A 15,988-nucleotide genomic window follows, 5' to 3' on the forward strand; every position below is an offset into this window, starting at 1 on the left:
GGTCGATTATCTTCCTTCTTGTCCTGCTAATAATTTCTTGATTCTTCTTTCTGCACCTTTAGGAACAATTGCATCCTGTCCCAATCTTTTCTTTCTTTTATGTGTTTTCTTAGTCAATATGTGACTTTTTCCCGAATGTTTAATAACAAGTTTTCCGCTTCCTGTTACTTTAACTCTTTTTTTTGTTCCTCTGTGTGTTTTCATTTTTGGCATTTTCTTTCCTCCTTATTTTACTTTTTAGGTGATAACATAATGAATTTTTGTAACTGCTCTTTCCCGTATTTTTTTTCTACAGTTGCAGTTTCTTCAAAATGACTTGCAAACTCATCCAAGACTTTAATAGCAGATTCAGCATGCATTTTTTCTCTTCCGCTTAATCTCAAGCTTACTTTCACCTTATACTCTTTTGCTATGAATTTTTCAATTTGAGATATTTTTGTTTCTTTATCATGTTCATCAATATGAGGTTTTATTCTTAACTCTTTGATTACAACATTTTTTTGTTTCTTTTTGTTTTCTTTTTCCTTTTTAGTTTTCTCATACTTGAATTTTCCATAGTCCATAATTTTGCATACAGGCGGTGTTGCATTGGGAGAGATTTCAACAAGTTCCAATCCTTTTTCATTGGCAAGAGCTATAGCTTCATTAACCGATAAAATTCCGAACTGTTCACCGTCTTCTCCTATTACTCTTATTTCTCTCGCTCTGATTCTCTCATTCATTCTTGGTTCGTCAGATTTATTAGTTCCTTTTATAAAGAACACCTCCTAAAGATTTTTGAAATAAAAAAACAAGATATAAGAAACCTTGTTCACCAGTCATATAAAATCACTTATATATCAAAATATAAGGATAAATAAAACTATATACCTGACTCATCTCTTATAAACCGTCTATTAAATAGACTCAATAACAGCTAAAATACTGTATATGATGGAAAGGTGAGAAACAACGTTTCTACTTCTAATTTAATTACTCAGTTATTTTACTATATTTTTTATTTTTTGTCAAATTTTATTTTAAATTAAATTTTCAAAAACAATGTAGCAAATTTAAAATAAATAATAAGCGTAACTGCATCGGATATTGTAGTTATTAAAGGTGTTGCCATTACTGCCGGATCCGCTTTAATGAGTTTTGCTCCGAGCGGAAGCAACGCACCCACTATTTTTGAAACTATAACTGTAAACACAAGTGTTACAGAAACTGTAAGAGCTATCATCAAATCTATTTTTTCCAACGTAATTAATCTTATAAAATTCAAAATTGCCAGAACAATCGAAACCATTATGGAAATCGAAAATTCTTTTTTCAGCACTTTAAAGGCATCTTTGGGAGAAATTTCCCCTAAAGCCAATGCACGTATTACAACTGTGGAAGATTGAGAACCGACATTTCCTCCTGTGGACATCAGCATCGGAATGAATGCCGTCAGTATAATCGACTGTGCCAATACTTTTTCATATCCCTGAATTATATTTCCTGATATTGTATCGGAAATCATAAGTACGGCAAGCCAGCCTATTCTCTGTTTTGCCATAGTAAATACATTTGTTTTCAAATATGTTTCTTCTGCCGGAGCAGTAATCCCTGCCATCTTATGAAAGTCTTCGGTAACTTCCTGTTCAACTACGTCCATTACATCATCTATTGTTATTATTCCCAAAAGTCTGTTTTCATGATCTGTAACAGGCATAACTATCAAGTCATATTTTTTAAACATATCCGCTACAGCTTCCTGATCATCGTTAGTCTGAACACTTATAAAGTTACGGTTCATAATATCTTCTATTATCGTATCGTCTTTTTTAGCTATCAGCTCTTTAAGAGAAAGCACACCTTCGAGTTTTCCCTGTTCATCGGTTATATAACATGTGTAAATATTTTCTTTATCTTTCCCTGTATTTCTTATTTGCTCAATGGCTTCGAATACTTTCATATTTTTTTCCAAATCCACATACTCTGTAGTCATTATACTTCCTGCAGAATTGTCGGGATATTTCAAAAGCTGATTTATCAAATGTCTATCTTTCGCATCAGTATTTTTCAATATTTTTTTTACTACATCTGAAGGCATTTCTTCTATAATATCTACTATGTCATCAAAATAAAGTTCATCAAATATATTTTTTGTTTCAATGTCTGTTGCTGCATGAATAATCATTTCCTGATGTTCGGAATCCAGATAAGGAAATACATCAGAAGCTTTATCTTTTTTCAAAAGTCTGAAAATCATTATTACAAGCTCTGAAATTTCAAATTCATTTATTACTTCGGAAATTTCTACTGTATTTAATTCGTTTAACTGTTTTCTTATTTCAAAGTATTTTTTTTCTTTTATAAGAGTTTCTATTATTTCTTTCATTCTTATTCTCCTTTTTGATTTAATTAAGGATTTTTTATTATCTTACATTCACTAATTTTTTCTCAATATTTATTTTCAATTTTTCCGACATTAAAATTTCAGTCTGTTTTTTGCTACTTTTTTCTTAAAGCAAAGTAGGCTAAATCTTCAAAAAAACAGTTGCAAATTTAAAATAAATTGTAAGAGTTAAAGCATCCAATATTGTAGTTATTAACGGTCCTGCCATAATAGCCGGATCCATTTTCAAAACTTTTGCTCCTATAGGAAGCAAAGCCCCTATTATTTTGGAAATTATAACTACGAATATAAGAGTTACGGAAACAGTCAAAGCAACATTTAAAGGTACCTTTGTCAAAGCTATCAGCCTCAAATAATTTATTGCTGCCAAAACTATCGCCACTATAAATGAAATAGAAAACTCCTTTATCAATACTCTGAAAGTATCTTTTACGTCTACTTCTCCCAATGCCAACGCACGAACTACTATAGTTGAAGACTGTGCACCGGCATTTCCGCCGGTATCCATCAGCATCGGAATAAACGAAGCCAGTATAACTACAGATTGCAGTACATTTTCATACTTTCCGATTATTCTTCCCGTGAATGTAGCAGAAATCATGAGGACTATAAGCCACATTATTCTCTGTCTTGCCATTGTAAAGGCACTTGTTTTAAGATACGACTCTTCCACAGGAGAAATCCCTGCCATTTTATGAAAATCTTCTGTAGCTTCTTTATCAATTACGTCCATTACATCATCTATTGTTATTATACCTAAAAGCCTATTTTCAATATCTACAACAGGTAACACTATTAAATCGTATTTTTTAATTATTTCTGCTACTTCTTCCTGATCATCATTAGTATGAACACTCACAAAATTACGGTTCATAATATCTTCTATAATAACATCATTATCACTTGTAATAATTTCTTTAAGCGAAACTACCCCTTCCAGTTTTCTGTCAGCACTTATTACATAACAGGTATATATATTTTCTTTATCTTCAACAGTATTTCTTATTTCTCTGATTGCATCGGATACTTTCATATCCTTTTTCAAATCCACATATTCTGTGGTCATTATACTTCCTGCCGAATTATCGGGATATTTCAACAGCTGATTTATCATATGTCTGTCTTTGGTATCGGTATTTTTCAATATTTTTTTTACTACATTTGACGGCATTTCTTCTATAATATCTACTATATCGTCAAAATACAGTTCATCAAATATATTTTTTGTTTCCACATCGGTCATGGTATTAATTATCATTTCCTGATGTTCCGTATCCAAATAAGAAAATACATCTGCGGCTCTGTCTTTAGACAATAATCTGAAAATCATTATAAGTTCGGAAGATTCAAATTGATTCAACAATTCCGAAACTTCCACCGTATTCAAATCATTCAAATATTTTCTTATTTCAAAATATTTTTTTTCTTTTATAAGGTTTTGAATTGAATTTTCCATTATTTTTCCTTTCTCTACTCTTCATACAAATTTTTGGATGAAAAGAATAACAATGGCGAAGATATTCCGATCATCCTGTATACATTTATAAAAATATTCTTTCCCATCTTAAATTTACTCCGACCGGTTTCTTCGTTCAAAACACTCACCTCCATAAATTTTTTTCTATAAGATTTTATCAGACAAAACAAGTGTTGTCAATGATTTTCTTAGAATTTTCTTTTGTTTTTTAAGACTTAAGTAAAAATATAATTATATTCTCAGTTGAACTTTTCTATATAACAATTTATATTTTATCAATATATTCTCATATGTACTTTTAAAATCCCGATTATTTTTAATTGAGAATATTTTTCTTTTGTCAATAAAATCATATTTTCTCTTTCTCCCGGAGATTTTAATACAATAACTTCATCAATATATTCGACTTTTTTTATTTCAATTTTTCCGTTACACTCTGTCAAACATATTTTCCCATGTAAATCGCTGTTTCTTGTAATATTTTTTTTCTCGAAAATCAAAGTATCATTTATATAAAAATCGGGAATATAGTCAATATATTCTGTTTTTACAGCAAAAAGCTCATTATTTGTTTCAATTTTAGGTAAAAATACTGATTCATTATTTTCTGAATATCTGAAAAATCCGCTGTTATCAAACTTTCCTAACAGAGAAATCTTTTGAGTTCTCTCGTTTTTACTGACATTTCCGTCATTTTCATTTGATTTTTTCAAAGCCGATATTTCTTCCTGAAATTTTTTCGGTAATTTTCTGAATTCTTCATATTCTTTTATTTCAGCTCTATCTTCTTCACTCACATCAAATATTTTATAAAATTTTTCCAAAAAATTTTCAGACGGACTTTTTAGATTTTTTATTATATTGTTAATATACTGAGGAGATACCTCTATTATCTTTGCCAAATCCACCTGAGACATTTTTTTTCTCAAATATTCTTCCAATATTTCTCCGGTTTTTCTCATATCAGCCTCTTTTCATTAAATTTACTCAGACTTGATAACCAATTTTATGCCGTTCGGAGTTTCAATTACTGTTTTATCCCCCGAAAATTTTCTACTGAACTTTTCCTTATCCATTGTAATGTAGATTTCCTCAACTCCTGTAGAATTTTCCTTTTTAGGTATTTTTCTGTTTCCATTCCATTGATTCATTCCGAAGTGATGATGATATCTGTCCACAGACATAAAATAAGCTCTCGGCAATTCCGATACTACATCAAGTCCCAACTTTTCAATATAAAATTCTTTATCATTTTCAATATTAAACGTTTCCATATGAACATGTCCTATTTTTGTTCCTTCGGGAATTACAAAATCAGGCATATTATCAGAAATTCTTAACAAATCTTCCGTATCGACTTCTACCGTTCCCATTATAACATAATTACCGTTCCACTTCCAAGTATTATAATCTCTGTCGGCATAAGCTTCTATTCCGTTCCCTTCGGGATCTGTTAAATATATAGCTTCACTGACATCGTGGTCCCCCACTCCATCAAGTCTTATCTGCTCTTTTATACAATTTCTCAAAAAATTCCCTAAATCTTCTCTTGTCGGCAATAGATAAGCTATATGATATACATTGGTTTCTTCCTGTGATTCTATACTTTCATTTCCATAGGAAATCAGCCTTATGATTTCTTTTGTATCTGTTCCCAAAACTATTTCTTTTTTCTCTCCTTCATTTTTTTCGCTTAAAACTTTCATTTTCAATAATTTCAAGTAAAAATCTTTCATTTTTTCTATATTTTTCACTCTTAAAGTTATAAAATCAAAATTAAGTCCGTATTTTTTCATTTCTATAATTTTCCTTTCTTTGCATTTTTTAGCTTTCAAAACATTTGTATATAAAAATATAAAGAATAATAACATTTTAATAAACAAAAGTCAACAAAAGAAAAAGAGTGTGTATTTGAAGCATATAAATTCCACACTCTTAAAACAACTATTTCCTATTCATGATTTTCTCTGTAAAATTGCCATTCATCGACTTCTTTTCCATCCTTAAACTTGCAAATTCCGTATTCATTTCCTTGCTCATCTTTTTTCGTAACAGACTCTCCGCCTTGTTCCGTGCAGTAAACAGAAGCCGGATTAGGCATTCCTATCATACGATCTCCGTCTTTCTTTGGATGATGTCCTTTTTTCTTATGCCCACCTTTGTGATGTCCTGTCTTTTCTAAATGTACATCCGATATTGTTTTTTCAGGTCCTGTATTTTTTGATACTTCCGTACATGAAATTACCGTTCCTAAAATCAATAAACATGTCATTATTTTCAATATTTTCATTCTTTCACCTCTACATTTTATTTTTCAACTATTCTTATAAGTTTTACTTATTATACAATCAATATCTTTATTTTCACTTATTTTATTTGCATAATTTAGAAAAATCTTCTTTTATCGCATTATATAATCTGTCCAGTGCTTTTTCCAAAACAGCTGAAGGAACAGCCAGATTTATTCTCTCAAATCCGCTTCCTTTTTCTCCGAAAGTATATCCTTCGCTGAAAAATAATTTTGCTTTTTCATTCATAAATTTTTTCAGCTCTTCGTTTTTAAGTTCTAAAGCTCTGAAATCAATCCATTGTAAATAAGTCCCCTCTATTAAAGGAGCTTTCAATTCTATGAATTTTTCTTCAAAAAACTTATTTACTGTTTTCTGATTTCTGTCCACAAGTTCCAAAAACAAAGTCAACCATTCTTCACATTGACTGTATGCAATTTCACACGCTCTGTATGGTAACGGAGAAAATACATGTGTTGCAGACTTTTCCTGTGAATTTCTGAATTTTTCTCTTAATTTTTTATTTTTTATTATAATATTTGATACTCCGACACCTGCCAAATTAAATGTTTTCGTAGGTGCTGTACAAGTTATTGTAATTTCTGCAAGTTCTTCGGATAAAGTTTGAAAAACAGTATGTTTATGTCCCGGAATTATTATATCAAAGTGAATTTCATCGGAAACTACTATCAAATTATTTTTTAAAGCTATTTTTCCTATTTTCTCCAATTCTTCTTTTGTCCAGACTCTTCCTACAGGATTATGAGGGCTGCATAAAATAAGCAATTTATTATTCGGATCTTTGGCAAATTCTTCAAATTTTTCAAAATCAATCGTATAATATCCCTCTTTTTCAATAAGTCCGCAATCTATAATTTTTCTGTTATTGAATTTTATTGCATTGTAAAAAGGATAGTATACAGGAGTAAATATAATTACCCCGTCATTTTCTTCGGTATACGCCTTAACGCAGTCATATATTGCCGAAACTACTCCCGGCGAACAGGAAATCCAGTCTTTTTCAATATTAAAATCATGTTTTTTCTTCATCCATTTTATTACTGCATCAAAATAATCTTTATTCGGTCCTGTATATCCGAGTATCTGTTCCCCTATATATTTTTGCAATCCTTCTGTTATTTCAGTTGCAGGTTTTAACTCCATATCCGCTACCGAAAAAGGAACTATACTGTCTTCAAGGTCAGGATATTTTTCATACATCTGATCCCATTTATAAGCTCCCTGCCCTTTTCTGCTGATTACTGTTTCAAAGTCATATTTTTTACTCATTTTAATTTTCCTCCTATTTTAAAATAACCCTGTTATTACTCCGTTATCATCTATATCAATCAACTCAGCCGACGGTTTTTTAGGAAGTCCCGGCATATCAATAATTTCTCCTGCCATTGCCACTAAAAACCCCGCACCTGCCGACAATCTCACTTCATTTATTGTAACTTCAAATCCTTCAGGTCTTCCAAGTAAATTCGAATTATCCGACAAAGATTTCTGGGTTTTTGAAATACATATCGGCAGTTTATCGTATCCGTTTTCAGTATATTTTTTTATATTATTCAACGCTTTCGGCATAAATTTCACTCCGTCTGCTCCGTATATCTCACGACATATTATTTCTATCTTTTCTTTAATCGGCAATTTTTCATCATACAAAGGAGAAAACTTGACTTTCGACTTTTCATTTTTTTCAATAGCATCCATTACTTTTTCGACAAGCTCTTTTCCACCTTCGCCGCCTTTTTCCCAAATCTCGCAAAGAGCCGCTTCGACACCTTTTTTATTACAGAATTTTGTTATTTCTTCTATTTCCTCATCAGTATCCGTTACAAATTTATTTATTGCTACAACTAAAGGAACGTTGTATTTTTGCATATTTTCTATATGTTTTTCCAAGTTTGTCATACCTTTTTTCAATGTTTCAATGCTGTCTTTATTTCCATCCATATTACTTCCGTGATGTTTCAACGCTCTGACAGTAGCCACAAGAACAATAACATTAGGCTCAAGATTCGCTTTTCTCGCTTTTATATCAAGAAATTTTTCTGCTCCCAAGTCCGCACCGAATCCTGCTTCGGTTACGACATAATCAGACAGTTTAAGTGCCGTTTTTGTAGCTAGAACCGAGTTACATCCATGAGCAATATTGGCAAAAGGTCCTCCATGGATAAATACCGGTGTATTTTCCAAAGTTTGAACAAGATTAGGTTTTATAGCCTCTTTTAAAAGCGATGCTGCTGCTCCCTGTACATTCAGCTGTTTTACTTTCAGTATTTCTCCTTTTCTGTTATATCCGAATACTATTTCGCCTATTCTGTTTTTCAAGTCAGTAATCGATTCTGCAAGGCAGAATATCGCCATTATTTCCGATGCAACCGTTATCTGAAAAGAGCTTTCTCTCGGAATACCGTTTATTTTTCCACCCAATCCGATAACAATGTTTCTCAATGCTCTGTCATTCATGTCCAACACACGTTTCCAAGTGATATTGTTTACATCTATATCAAGTTCGTTTCCGTGATTTATATGATTGTCAATGCACGTGGAAATAAGATTATGAGCAGCTGAAATAGCATGCAGATCCCCCGTAAAATGCAGATTTATCTCTTCCATCGGCACTACTTGAGACATTCCACCCCCTGTAGCTCCGCCTTTCATTCCGAATACAGGCCCCAATGACGGTTCTCTCAATGCCGCAATGGATTTATATCCGAATTTATTCAATGCCTGTGTCAACCCTACAGTTACCGTAGATTTCCCTTCTCCCGGCGGTGTAGGAGTTATAGCCGTTACAAGTATCAGTTTACCGTCTTTTTTATCGGCATTTCTTTCCAATACATCCAAATTAACTTTTGCTTTATATTTTCCGTATTGTTCGTAATCATCTTCTGTAAGTCCTATCTTTTCAGCAATAACATTAATTTTTTCCAACTTTGCTTTCTGAGAAATTTCCAAATCCGTCATTTTATCCTCCTGTTTTTATAAATTTATATTTGTATTATAGCATTTTATAATAACTTTTTGTATTTAATTTTTTCATGTTTAATGACTTTTAAAAATTTAATTGACAAAAATATTTTTTAGTGTTACTATTAGATATATCTAATAGTAACATTTTTAAAAAAGGAGAACGAAATATGAAATTTTTAATACTCGGTATTTTAGTAATAAAAGAATTTACAGTTTATGAAATAAGAAATATTATTCATGAAAATTTTCAGTCTATGTGCAGTGACAGTATGGGCAGTATACAAATTGCAATAAAAAAACTTTTGGCTGAAAACTTAATAGTTTTCAACGAGATTAGAGAAAAAAATGTAACAAAAAAACTCTATTCTATTACCGATACAGGTCGTGATGAATTTATAAAATGGCTGAAAACACCTATTGATATGAGTAAAACTAAGAATATGGAAATAGGAAAATTACTTTTTATGGGTATGGTTCCTGTAAAAAATCGTCTTTCTTTAATTTCCGAAATTATTGAGAGTCAGAAAGAAGAGCTGAGACTTCTGGAAAATATAAAAAAGCTCCGTTCCAATGAAGAATTTAACAATATAATTGAATTTCACAATAATAACGAAGATTATAAACAGGGTCTTTTAAAAATATCTGAACAGTCGGATATAGAAAATCTCGGTCATGATATTAACAATTACGAATTGCTTACACTCCAATATGGGATTGACAATACAAAGTTCAATATTAAATGGTTTGAAAATGTAAAGAAAGAAATTAAAAAAGGAAATCTTTAAAAAGAGGCGATATTATGGACAGTTTAAAAATAACAAAAAGAAATGTAACTATATTTACTGTTTTCGTTTTAATTTACGGCTGGGTAGGAGTATTTATAGACAAAATCACAGATCAGACACATTATGAAAATATAGGAACTTTAAGCAACAACGGTACACTAATCGGTGTGGGTATTTTTTTAGCCTCTCCGCTTATACTTGTTTTTATCCTCAGAACTTTTTGCGGAGACGGTTGGAAAGATGCAGGTTATAAGCCGAATTTTCGGAAAAATCGAAAATGGTATTTATTTTCCTGTCTTATTTATCCTACAGTTACTATTTTTATGCTTATACTCGGCTATTTGACAAAAACAATGGTATTTAATCCCATAAGTATTTCTGTATATTTAACAATGTTAATCGGGCAACTATTTATACAAATTATAAAAAACTTTTTTGAAGAATCCGTTTGGCGAGGATATTTGACGAGTAAATTGATGAAATTTTCATGGAGTGATTGGAAATTGTATATTGTATCTGCTCTAATTTGTAACTTTTGGCATTTACCTTATTATCTCGTTTTTTTATCCAAAGAAGAAATTGAAGCCACTATCCCGGTAGGAAGACTTTGTTTTGTCATTGTAGCAACAATTTGTATTCTTTGCTGGAATGTAATGTATGTCGAAATATATCGTGCCGCAAATTCAATCTGGCCTTTAGTAATTATGCACGCAATAAAAGATGCCGTTATAAATCCCCTTTTGCTTTTTAATATCATTTATGTTATTCCTAAGTGGGCTTTTATTTTCTCACTATCTGTGGGAATCATTCCCACTGTAATTTATTTGTGTATAGGACTTTATCTTAGAGAAATGAGAATGAAAAAAAATTAAAAAATAAAATCTTTAGAAAGAGGCGATATTATGGACAATTTAAAAGTAACCAAAAGAAATGTAACTATATTCACTGTTTTTGTTTTAATTTGCGGCTGGGTAGGAGTATTTATAGATAAAATTACAAATCAGGCACATTATGAAAATATGGGAACACTAAGTAACGACGGCACACTCGGCATGGGTATTTTTATATCTTCTCCGCTTATACTTGTCTTTATCCTCAGAACTTTCTGCGGAGACGGCTGGAAAGATACGGGCTATAAGCCGAATTTTCGTAAAAATAGAAAATGGTATTTACTTTCCTGTCTCATTTATCCTACGGTTACAGTTTTTATGCTTATACTCGGTTATTTGACAAAAACAATGGTATTTAATCCCATAAGTATTTCCGTATATTTAACAATGTTAATCGGGCAACTCGTTATACAGATTATAAAAAACTTTTTTGAAGAATCTCTTTGGCGGGGATATTTGACAAGTAAATTGATGAAGTTTTCATGGAGTGATTGGAAATTGTATGTTGTATCTGCTCTAATCTGGAATTTTTGGCATTTGCCTTACTACCTTGTTTTTTTGTCCAAAGAAGAAATTGAAGCGACTATTCCCGGCGGAAGACTTTGTTTTGTCATTGTCGCAACAATTTGTATTCTTTGCTGGAATGTAATGTATGTCGAAATATATCGTGCCACAAATTCAATCTGGCCTTTAGTAATTATGCACGCAACAGAAGATGCCGTTATAAATCCTCTTTTACTTTTTAACATTGTTTATGTTATTCCTAAATGGGCTTTTGCTTTTTCACTATCTTCAGGAATTATACCTACTGTAATTTATTTGTGTATTGGGCTTTATCTTAGAGGGGTGAGAATGAAAAAAGAATCTTAAAATAATTGAAAGTAAATGAGGGCTTAACAGCCCTCAAATTAAAGTAATTTACTTTTATCTTGTGTTATTTTCAGTATTTTGTAATTCCTCCAAAAGCTTCTCATCATTTCTTAAACTTTCTAGAATCTCCTGCAAGCATTTTATTTTTTTCTTATAATTTTCATAATCATATTCCAAATATCCAACTGTCATATATTTCCCACTTCTGAAAGCTTTCTTTTTAAACTCTTCTCCTTTTTCTTTAGCTTTCTTTTGAAAATATTCATATATTATTCTTCTCTTTTCTGCTCCTATTTTTATTCCTTCAGTTTCTTTTTTCTCATCACTATCAGGTTTATCTACCGTATATTTTACAGCTATAATATCTTTTGTTATATATTTTTCTTCTTTTTCTTTCTTTTCTTTTACAGGATATTGTTCGATCTGAAAATATAGAAATTCGTTTTCCATTTGTATTTTTTTAAATTCTTCATCATTTAACGGAAACCACCAAAATCCCATAAATCCTCCTGAAGCATTCGGAACATAGCCCCAACTACATTCATCACATTTCAATAATTCTTTTTCTTTCTCTTTTAAAAATTTAAAAAAGCCTATGTACTGGTTTTTTTCCCATTTCTTTATATTCATATTCACATATAAATTTATTTCATTTTCCATTCTTTCTAAATATGTAAGATAGCTTTTAAAAATAGAATTTTCTATATTCCTATTTTTGAATAACTCAATTATTTTTTTTCTATTGTATTCAAAATCAGCTTCATCTTGAGGATTAGGTTGATCTCCTATTTTATAATAAATACATCTAATACTATTTTTACTTATTTTTTTTCTTTTGCCAAGTATTCTCTATATTTATTTATTTGATCTCCATGAACTCCTGTAAAAGTTTTGTCTTCAATAATAATGTACTTATCAACTATTCCATCATTTTCTTTATTTTTAATTCCTAATAAAATATCTATAATATATTTTCTACTTTTTCCTTTCTCATCTTCTCCACTCATAACATATTGACGTTCAATCTTAACTTTTCTCTCATTTAACTTTTCTCCCGACATTTCTTCAATAAATTTTATAGCCAAATTTTTTAATTTTTCTTCATCGCTCTCCTTCTCAACTTCTATATTTACAGGTCCTGAATGCATAAAAGATACATATTTTCTGGATTTCCCGTCTTCAAATCTTTCGTTGTAAGGAAGTAAAAATTTTTGATTTTTTCTTTTTATTTCACTAATTCTGTCTATTCTTAAAATTGCAGGATATTCTTCTTTTCCATTAACATAAGTAATAAGATAAAAATAATATTCGGAAAACATTATTGATAAAGATTTTGCTTCATAATTCTTCTGTACACCGTCTTTTGTTGTGTATTTTATATTAATCAGTTCTTTATTTACAATATATTGAGATAAATCCCAAATTATCGACAAAAGATTTTTACCATGTTGTAAAGGGCTATAATTAAATTCTTCATTTTTTATTATATCTTCTATTATTTTCCTGTCTTCATTTGTAGCCTGCTTTATCAACTTTTTTAGGAGTTTCTCCAGTTCAGTCTTATTAAACGCTCTACTTTCGAGGATTATTTTACTTATCGCCAATGTTTCTTCATTTGTAAAATTGTTTTGATCATTATTTATCAGATAATATCCTTTTTTTGTCTTTGAATACTTGATTTCCGAAGAATTTTCCTCTAAAAAATAGGCTCTCAAACTTTCAATATCTCTTTGCACAGTTTTTCTGTGAACATTGTATTCATTTGAAACTTTTTCAATATTTATTATTTCTCCTTTAGACAGTCTCTTCAGAATTTTAAGTATTCTTATCGACTTTTCCGTTGAATCTTTTCTTTTATCAGACATTTTCCTACTGCTCCTTTTAAAATTATTCTGTCAGTAATCTATTTCAAACTTCTACTAATAATAAGTTCACTTTTCATTCCGTTAAGCTCTATAATATTTTCTGAATCTTCATCTCCGAAAGACTCCACATATTTCCCGTCTTTTTCATATAATAAAGAGTTTCCTATACCTCTTTTTTTAGCAAAAAATGACATTCCTTCTACCACTGAAAGTTTCGATGTTGCAAATAGCTGATTTATTTTGAGATTTCCGTTTAAAGTTTTGCATACAATATTCATATCAAGATTACAGTTCAATTTTACTTTCGCATTTACATTATCCAACATAACATTTTCAGCTTTTCCGTCAAATTCTATCTGTTCACAGCTTAATGAATGAAATTCTACAGTATTTGCTGCAGCAGCCAATTCAATCCCTTCAATGTATTTTTCCGGCAATTTCATAAAAATAACCAAATCCTCTTTTGTTAAGGCTTTTGTTGTCTGATTAAAATAATTCACATCCAAATCAATATTATATTTTCCGTCATCTATTTTCAATTTTAAATCTTTTTCAATATCAGCCAGTGTATTTGAAGCAAAACGAACATAAATTTTTTCTCCGCTATATCCTGTTAAAATGATTTTATATGCTCCTATAAGCTTTATGTCATAATGTTTTATCGAATCAATATCATATTCTGTTATGCTTTCAAAAAGATAATCTTTTTCTTTTTTCACTTCCAATTCATCAGATAAAAGCTCATCAATAGAAATTTCAAAAAGTTCCGATATTGCTCTTATATTTTCAATTTCAGGTATTCCCAATCCTGTTTCCCATTTGGTTACTGCCTGTCTTGATACCCCCAATTTCTCCGAAAGTTTTTCCTGAGACATTTTCGCCTGTTTTCTGAATGATTTTAATTTTTCTGCAAAAGTCATAATGGTTCCTCCTTAGTTTTGATGCTCAAGTATAAATTATCTTCTTCAAAAAAACGAGAAAATAGAAATTACATTTTAAAAATTTTTGCTACTCTAAGTAGCATTTATTATTTTTACTGGCTTTCAAGCATTAAAAAATAAAAATTTTTTTATTTTAAATTACAATTTTTCTGTATATTTCTCACATAATTTTTCCATTAATTTAAAATCTATCACTCTTTTTGATATAAATTTTTCTCTTTTTGTTAATTCAAATTTTTCTTTTGTAAAAGTTTCATAAACTTTTTCTGCTTTTTTCAAAATTTTTTCCTTATTCTGTATGCAGAATTCATGTTGTTCTTTTAATGAAAAATAATATCTTCTTTCTTTTTCTATTTTACTTTTTCTCAAATCACTTAACTTTATTTTTTCTATATATAAATTATTTGAAATTACAGGTATCATATTATTTAAATTTATTACTCCTAATTTCCCATTTTTTAATTTTATTAAATCCATCTGTTCTTTCATTAATCTATATTTTTCTTTAGGAGATGATAAAGGTGCAAAATATTGTTTTTCTTTTATTTGTAATACTATTCCTATATAAGGTCTTTTTTCTTTTTCTCTTATTTTTTTATCATATTTCCTTAAATAATCTGAATATTTTTCATTTACCATAACGAAAAATAGTTCCTCTGTATATTTTTCATTAAATTTCATTTTTCCTCCTCAAATTAACCCTTTCATTTATTTTGTATTATAAAAGGTGATATCGCTATCACCTCGTGTCTTTTACTGCACACTTTTTAACACATTGAATTTAATCAATGGAGCTGTAGCCACTCCCTCTTGAAATTATTATACCTCATTTTTCGATTTTTTGCAATACACTTTTTCATATTTTTTTAATAAATTCAAGACTTAAAATTATTCTTTTATCCCGAATGATAGCGGATTAACATTAAGTCCCAATTTTTTTGCTACTTCTATACCCCATCTGACAAACTCATACGAAACTGAAGTTATAATATTTCCGTCCTTAATATATCCGTTAGGCACAGGATTTTTAATGGATTCGTTCCAATCAATCATTAAAGTCAAATCTTTTTCCGAAAATCCTTCTTCATATAATTCTTCTTTATTTACTCCTGCCATGAAAGACTTTTCGCTCAAAATTCCTGCTTTTAACAATAGAATAGGAGCAATGGAAATAGCACCTATAATGTAATCTCTCTCATCGAATTTTTTAATAAAAGAAAGGATTTCTTCGTCTTCTATAGCTTTACGTATATCTGCTGCTCCTGTTAAAATCAATGAATCAAATTCCGAAATATCCAAATCCTCTATTTTTATGTCAGGAATCACTTTCAAACCCTCTTCACTTATTATCGGTAAAATTTCCTTAGCAAAAAATACAACAGGCTTTTTATTTATCGCCAATATTTCCAGCAAGACACTAAATTCAAAATTACAAAATGATTCATAAAGTAAAACAGCCGTTTTTTTCATATAATTTCACCTGATTTCTATTAATTTGTATTGC

The 15,988-nt window shown here is 30.0% G+C and carries 17 protein-coding genes; 3 read left to right on the forward strand and 14 right to left on the reverse strand.

The window, feature by feature from the left end; translation table 11 throughout:
- Positions 1–6 precede the first annotated feature (6 nt).
- The 9 genes from rpmI to FVE72_RS06940 form a co-directional block, all read right to left on the reverse strand.
- Complete coding sequence (rpmI, locus tag FVE72_RS06900; protein WP_006806786.1) at positions 7–213, reverse strand: 50S ribosomal protein L35; 207 nt, start codon at positions 211–213, stop codon at positions 7–9.
- 17 nt (positions 214–230) lie between these two features.
- Entirely contained in the window at positions 231–764 is a 534-nt protein-coding gene (gene infC, locus FVE72_RS06905) for a translation initiation factor IF-3 (protein ID WP_006806781.1), read from the reverse strand.
- 260 nt (positions 765–1,024) lie between these two features.
- A complete protein-coding gene (gene mgtE / locus FVE72_RS06910; protein WP_026737779.1) occupies positions 1,025–2,365 on the reverse strand; it encodes a magnesium transporter in 1,341 nt (446 codons plus the stop codon).
- A 139-nt stretch (positions 2,366–2,504) separates the two neighbouring features.
- On the reverse strand, positions 2,505–3,839 hold the full coding sequence (gene mgtE, locus FVE72_RS06915) for a magnesium transporter (protein ID WP_006806777.1): 1,335 nt from the start codon (positions 3,837–3,839) through the stop codon (positions 2,505–2,507).
- A gap of 296 nt (positions 3,840–4,135) precedes the next feature.
- Complete coding sequence (locus FVE72_RS06920) at positions 4,136–4,822, reverse strand: helix-turn-helix transcriptional regulator (protein ID WP_006806776.1); 687 nt, start codon at positions 4,820–4,822, stop codon at positions 4,136–4,138.
- A 21-nt stretch (positions 4,823–4,843) separates the two neighbouring features.
- Complete coding sequence (locus FVE72_RS06925) at positions 4,844–5,656, reverse strand: VOC family protein (RefSeq protein WP_051411763.1); 813 nt, start codon at positions 5,654–5,656, stop codon at positions 4,844–4,846.
- Between the two features lie 155 nt (positions 5,657–5,811).
- Positions 5,812–6,150, reverse strand: coding sequence for a putative hemolysin (locus FVE72_RS06930; protein ID WP_146966508.1), 339 nt, complete (start codon positions 6,148–6,150; stop codon positions 5,812–5,814).
- Between the two features lie 82 nt (positions 6,151–6,232).
- The gene (locus tag FVE72_RS06935; RefSeq protein WP_026737781.1) at positions 6,233–7,438 is read right to left on the reverse strand and encodes a MalY/PatB family protein; all 1,206 of its coding nucleotides are present in this window, start codon (positions 7,436–7,438) and stop codon (positions 6,233–6,235) included.
- 18 nt (positions 7,439–7,456) lie between these two features.
- Positions 7,457–9,127 carry a formate--tetrahydrofolate ligase gene (locus FVE72_RS06940; protein ID WP_026737782.1) on the reverse strand — a complete coding sequence of 557 codons (1,671 nt, stop codon included), beginning with the start codon at positions 9,125–9,127 and terminating at the stop codon, positions 7,457–7,459.
- 173 nt (positions 9,128–9,300) lie between these two features.
- Here FVE72_RS06940 and FVE72_RS06945 point away from each other — a divergent pair, with 173 nt between their 5' ends.
- Genes FVE72_RS06945 through FVE72_RS06955 form a run of 3 tightly spaced genes read left to right on the forward strand, consistent with a single transcriptional unit; the run spans position 9,301 to position 11,678 of the window.
- The gene (locus FVE72_RS06945; RefSeq protein WP_006806740.1) at positions 9,301–9,918 is read left to right on the forward strand and encodes a helix-turn-helix transcriptional regulator; all 618 of its coding nucleotides are present in this window, start codon (positions 9,301–9,303) and stop codon (positions 9,916–9,918) included.
- Positions 9,919–9,932: 14 nt separating this feature from the next.
- Positions 9,933–10,790 carry a CPBP family intramembrane glutamic endopeptidase gene (locus tag FVE72_RS06950; RefSeq protein ID WP_026737783.1) on the forward strand — a complete coding sequence of 286 codons (858 nt, stop codon included), beginning with the start codon at positions 9,933–9,935 and terminating at the stop codon, positions 10,788–10,790.
- A gap of 30 nt (positions 10,791–10,820) precedes the next feature.
- A complete protein-coding gene (locus tag FVE72_RS06955) occupies positions 10,821–11,678 on the forward strand; it encodes a CPBP family intramembrane glutamic endopeptidase (protein WP_146966510.1) in 858 nt (285 codons plus the stop codon).
- Positions 11,679–11,732: 54 nt separating this feature from the next.
- Here the strand turns inward: FVE72_RS06955 and FVE72_RS06960 are convergent, their stop codons facing one another.
- The 5 genes from FVE72_RS06960 to FVE72_RS06980 form a co-directional block, all read right to left on the reverse strand.
- A complete protein-coding gene (locus tag FVE72_RS06960) occupies positions 11,733–12,308 on the reverse strand; it encodes a hypothetical protein (protein WP_146966512.1) in 576 nt (191 codons plus the stop codon).
- A 191-nt stretch (positions 12,309–12,499) separates the two neighbouring features.
- Positions 12,500–13,543, reverse strand: a complete 1,044-nt coding sequence (locus FVE72_RS06965; RefSeq protein WP_146966515.1) for a helix-turn-helix transcriptional regulator — start codon at positions 13,541–13,543, stop codon at positions 12,500–12,502.
- Between the two features lie 38 nt (positions 13,544–13,581).
- A complete protein-coding gene (locus tag FVE72_RS06970; protein WP_006806723.1) occupies positions 13,582–14,463 on the reverse strand; it encodes a helix-turn-helix domain-containing protein in 882 nt (293 codons plus the stop codon).
- A 159-nt stretch (positions 14,464–14,622) separates the two neighbouring features.
- Entirely contained in the window at positions 14,623–15,165 is a 543-nt protein-coding gene (locus FVE72_RS06975) for a type III toxin-antitoxin system ToxN/AbiQ family toxin (protein ID WP_036056431.1), read from the reverse strand.
- A gap of 207 nt (positions 15,166–15,372) precedes the next feature.
- A complete protein-coding gene (locus FVE72_RS06980; protein ID WP_026737785.1) occupies positions 15,373–15,954 on the reverse strand; it encodes a DJ-1/PfpI family protein in 582 nt (193 codons plus the stop codon).
- Positions 15,955–15,988: the final 34 nt, after the last annotated feature.

The sequence above is a fragment of the Pseudoleptotrichia goodfellowii genome, assembly GCF_007990505.1.
GTDB lineage: Bacteria > Fusobacteriota > Fusobacteriia > Fusobacteriales > Leptotrichiaceae > Pseudoleptotrichia > Pseudoleptotrichia goodfellowii.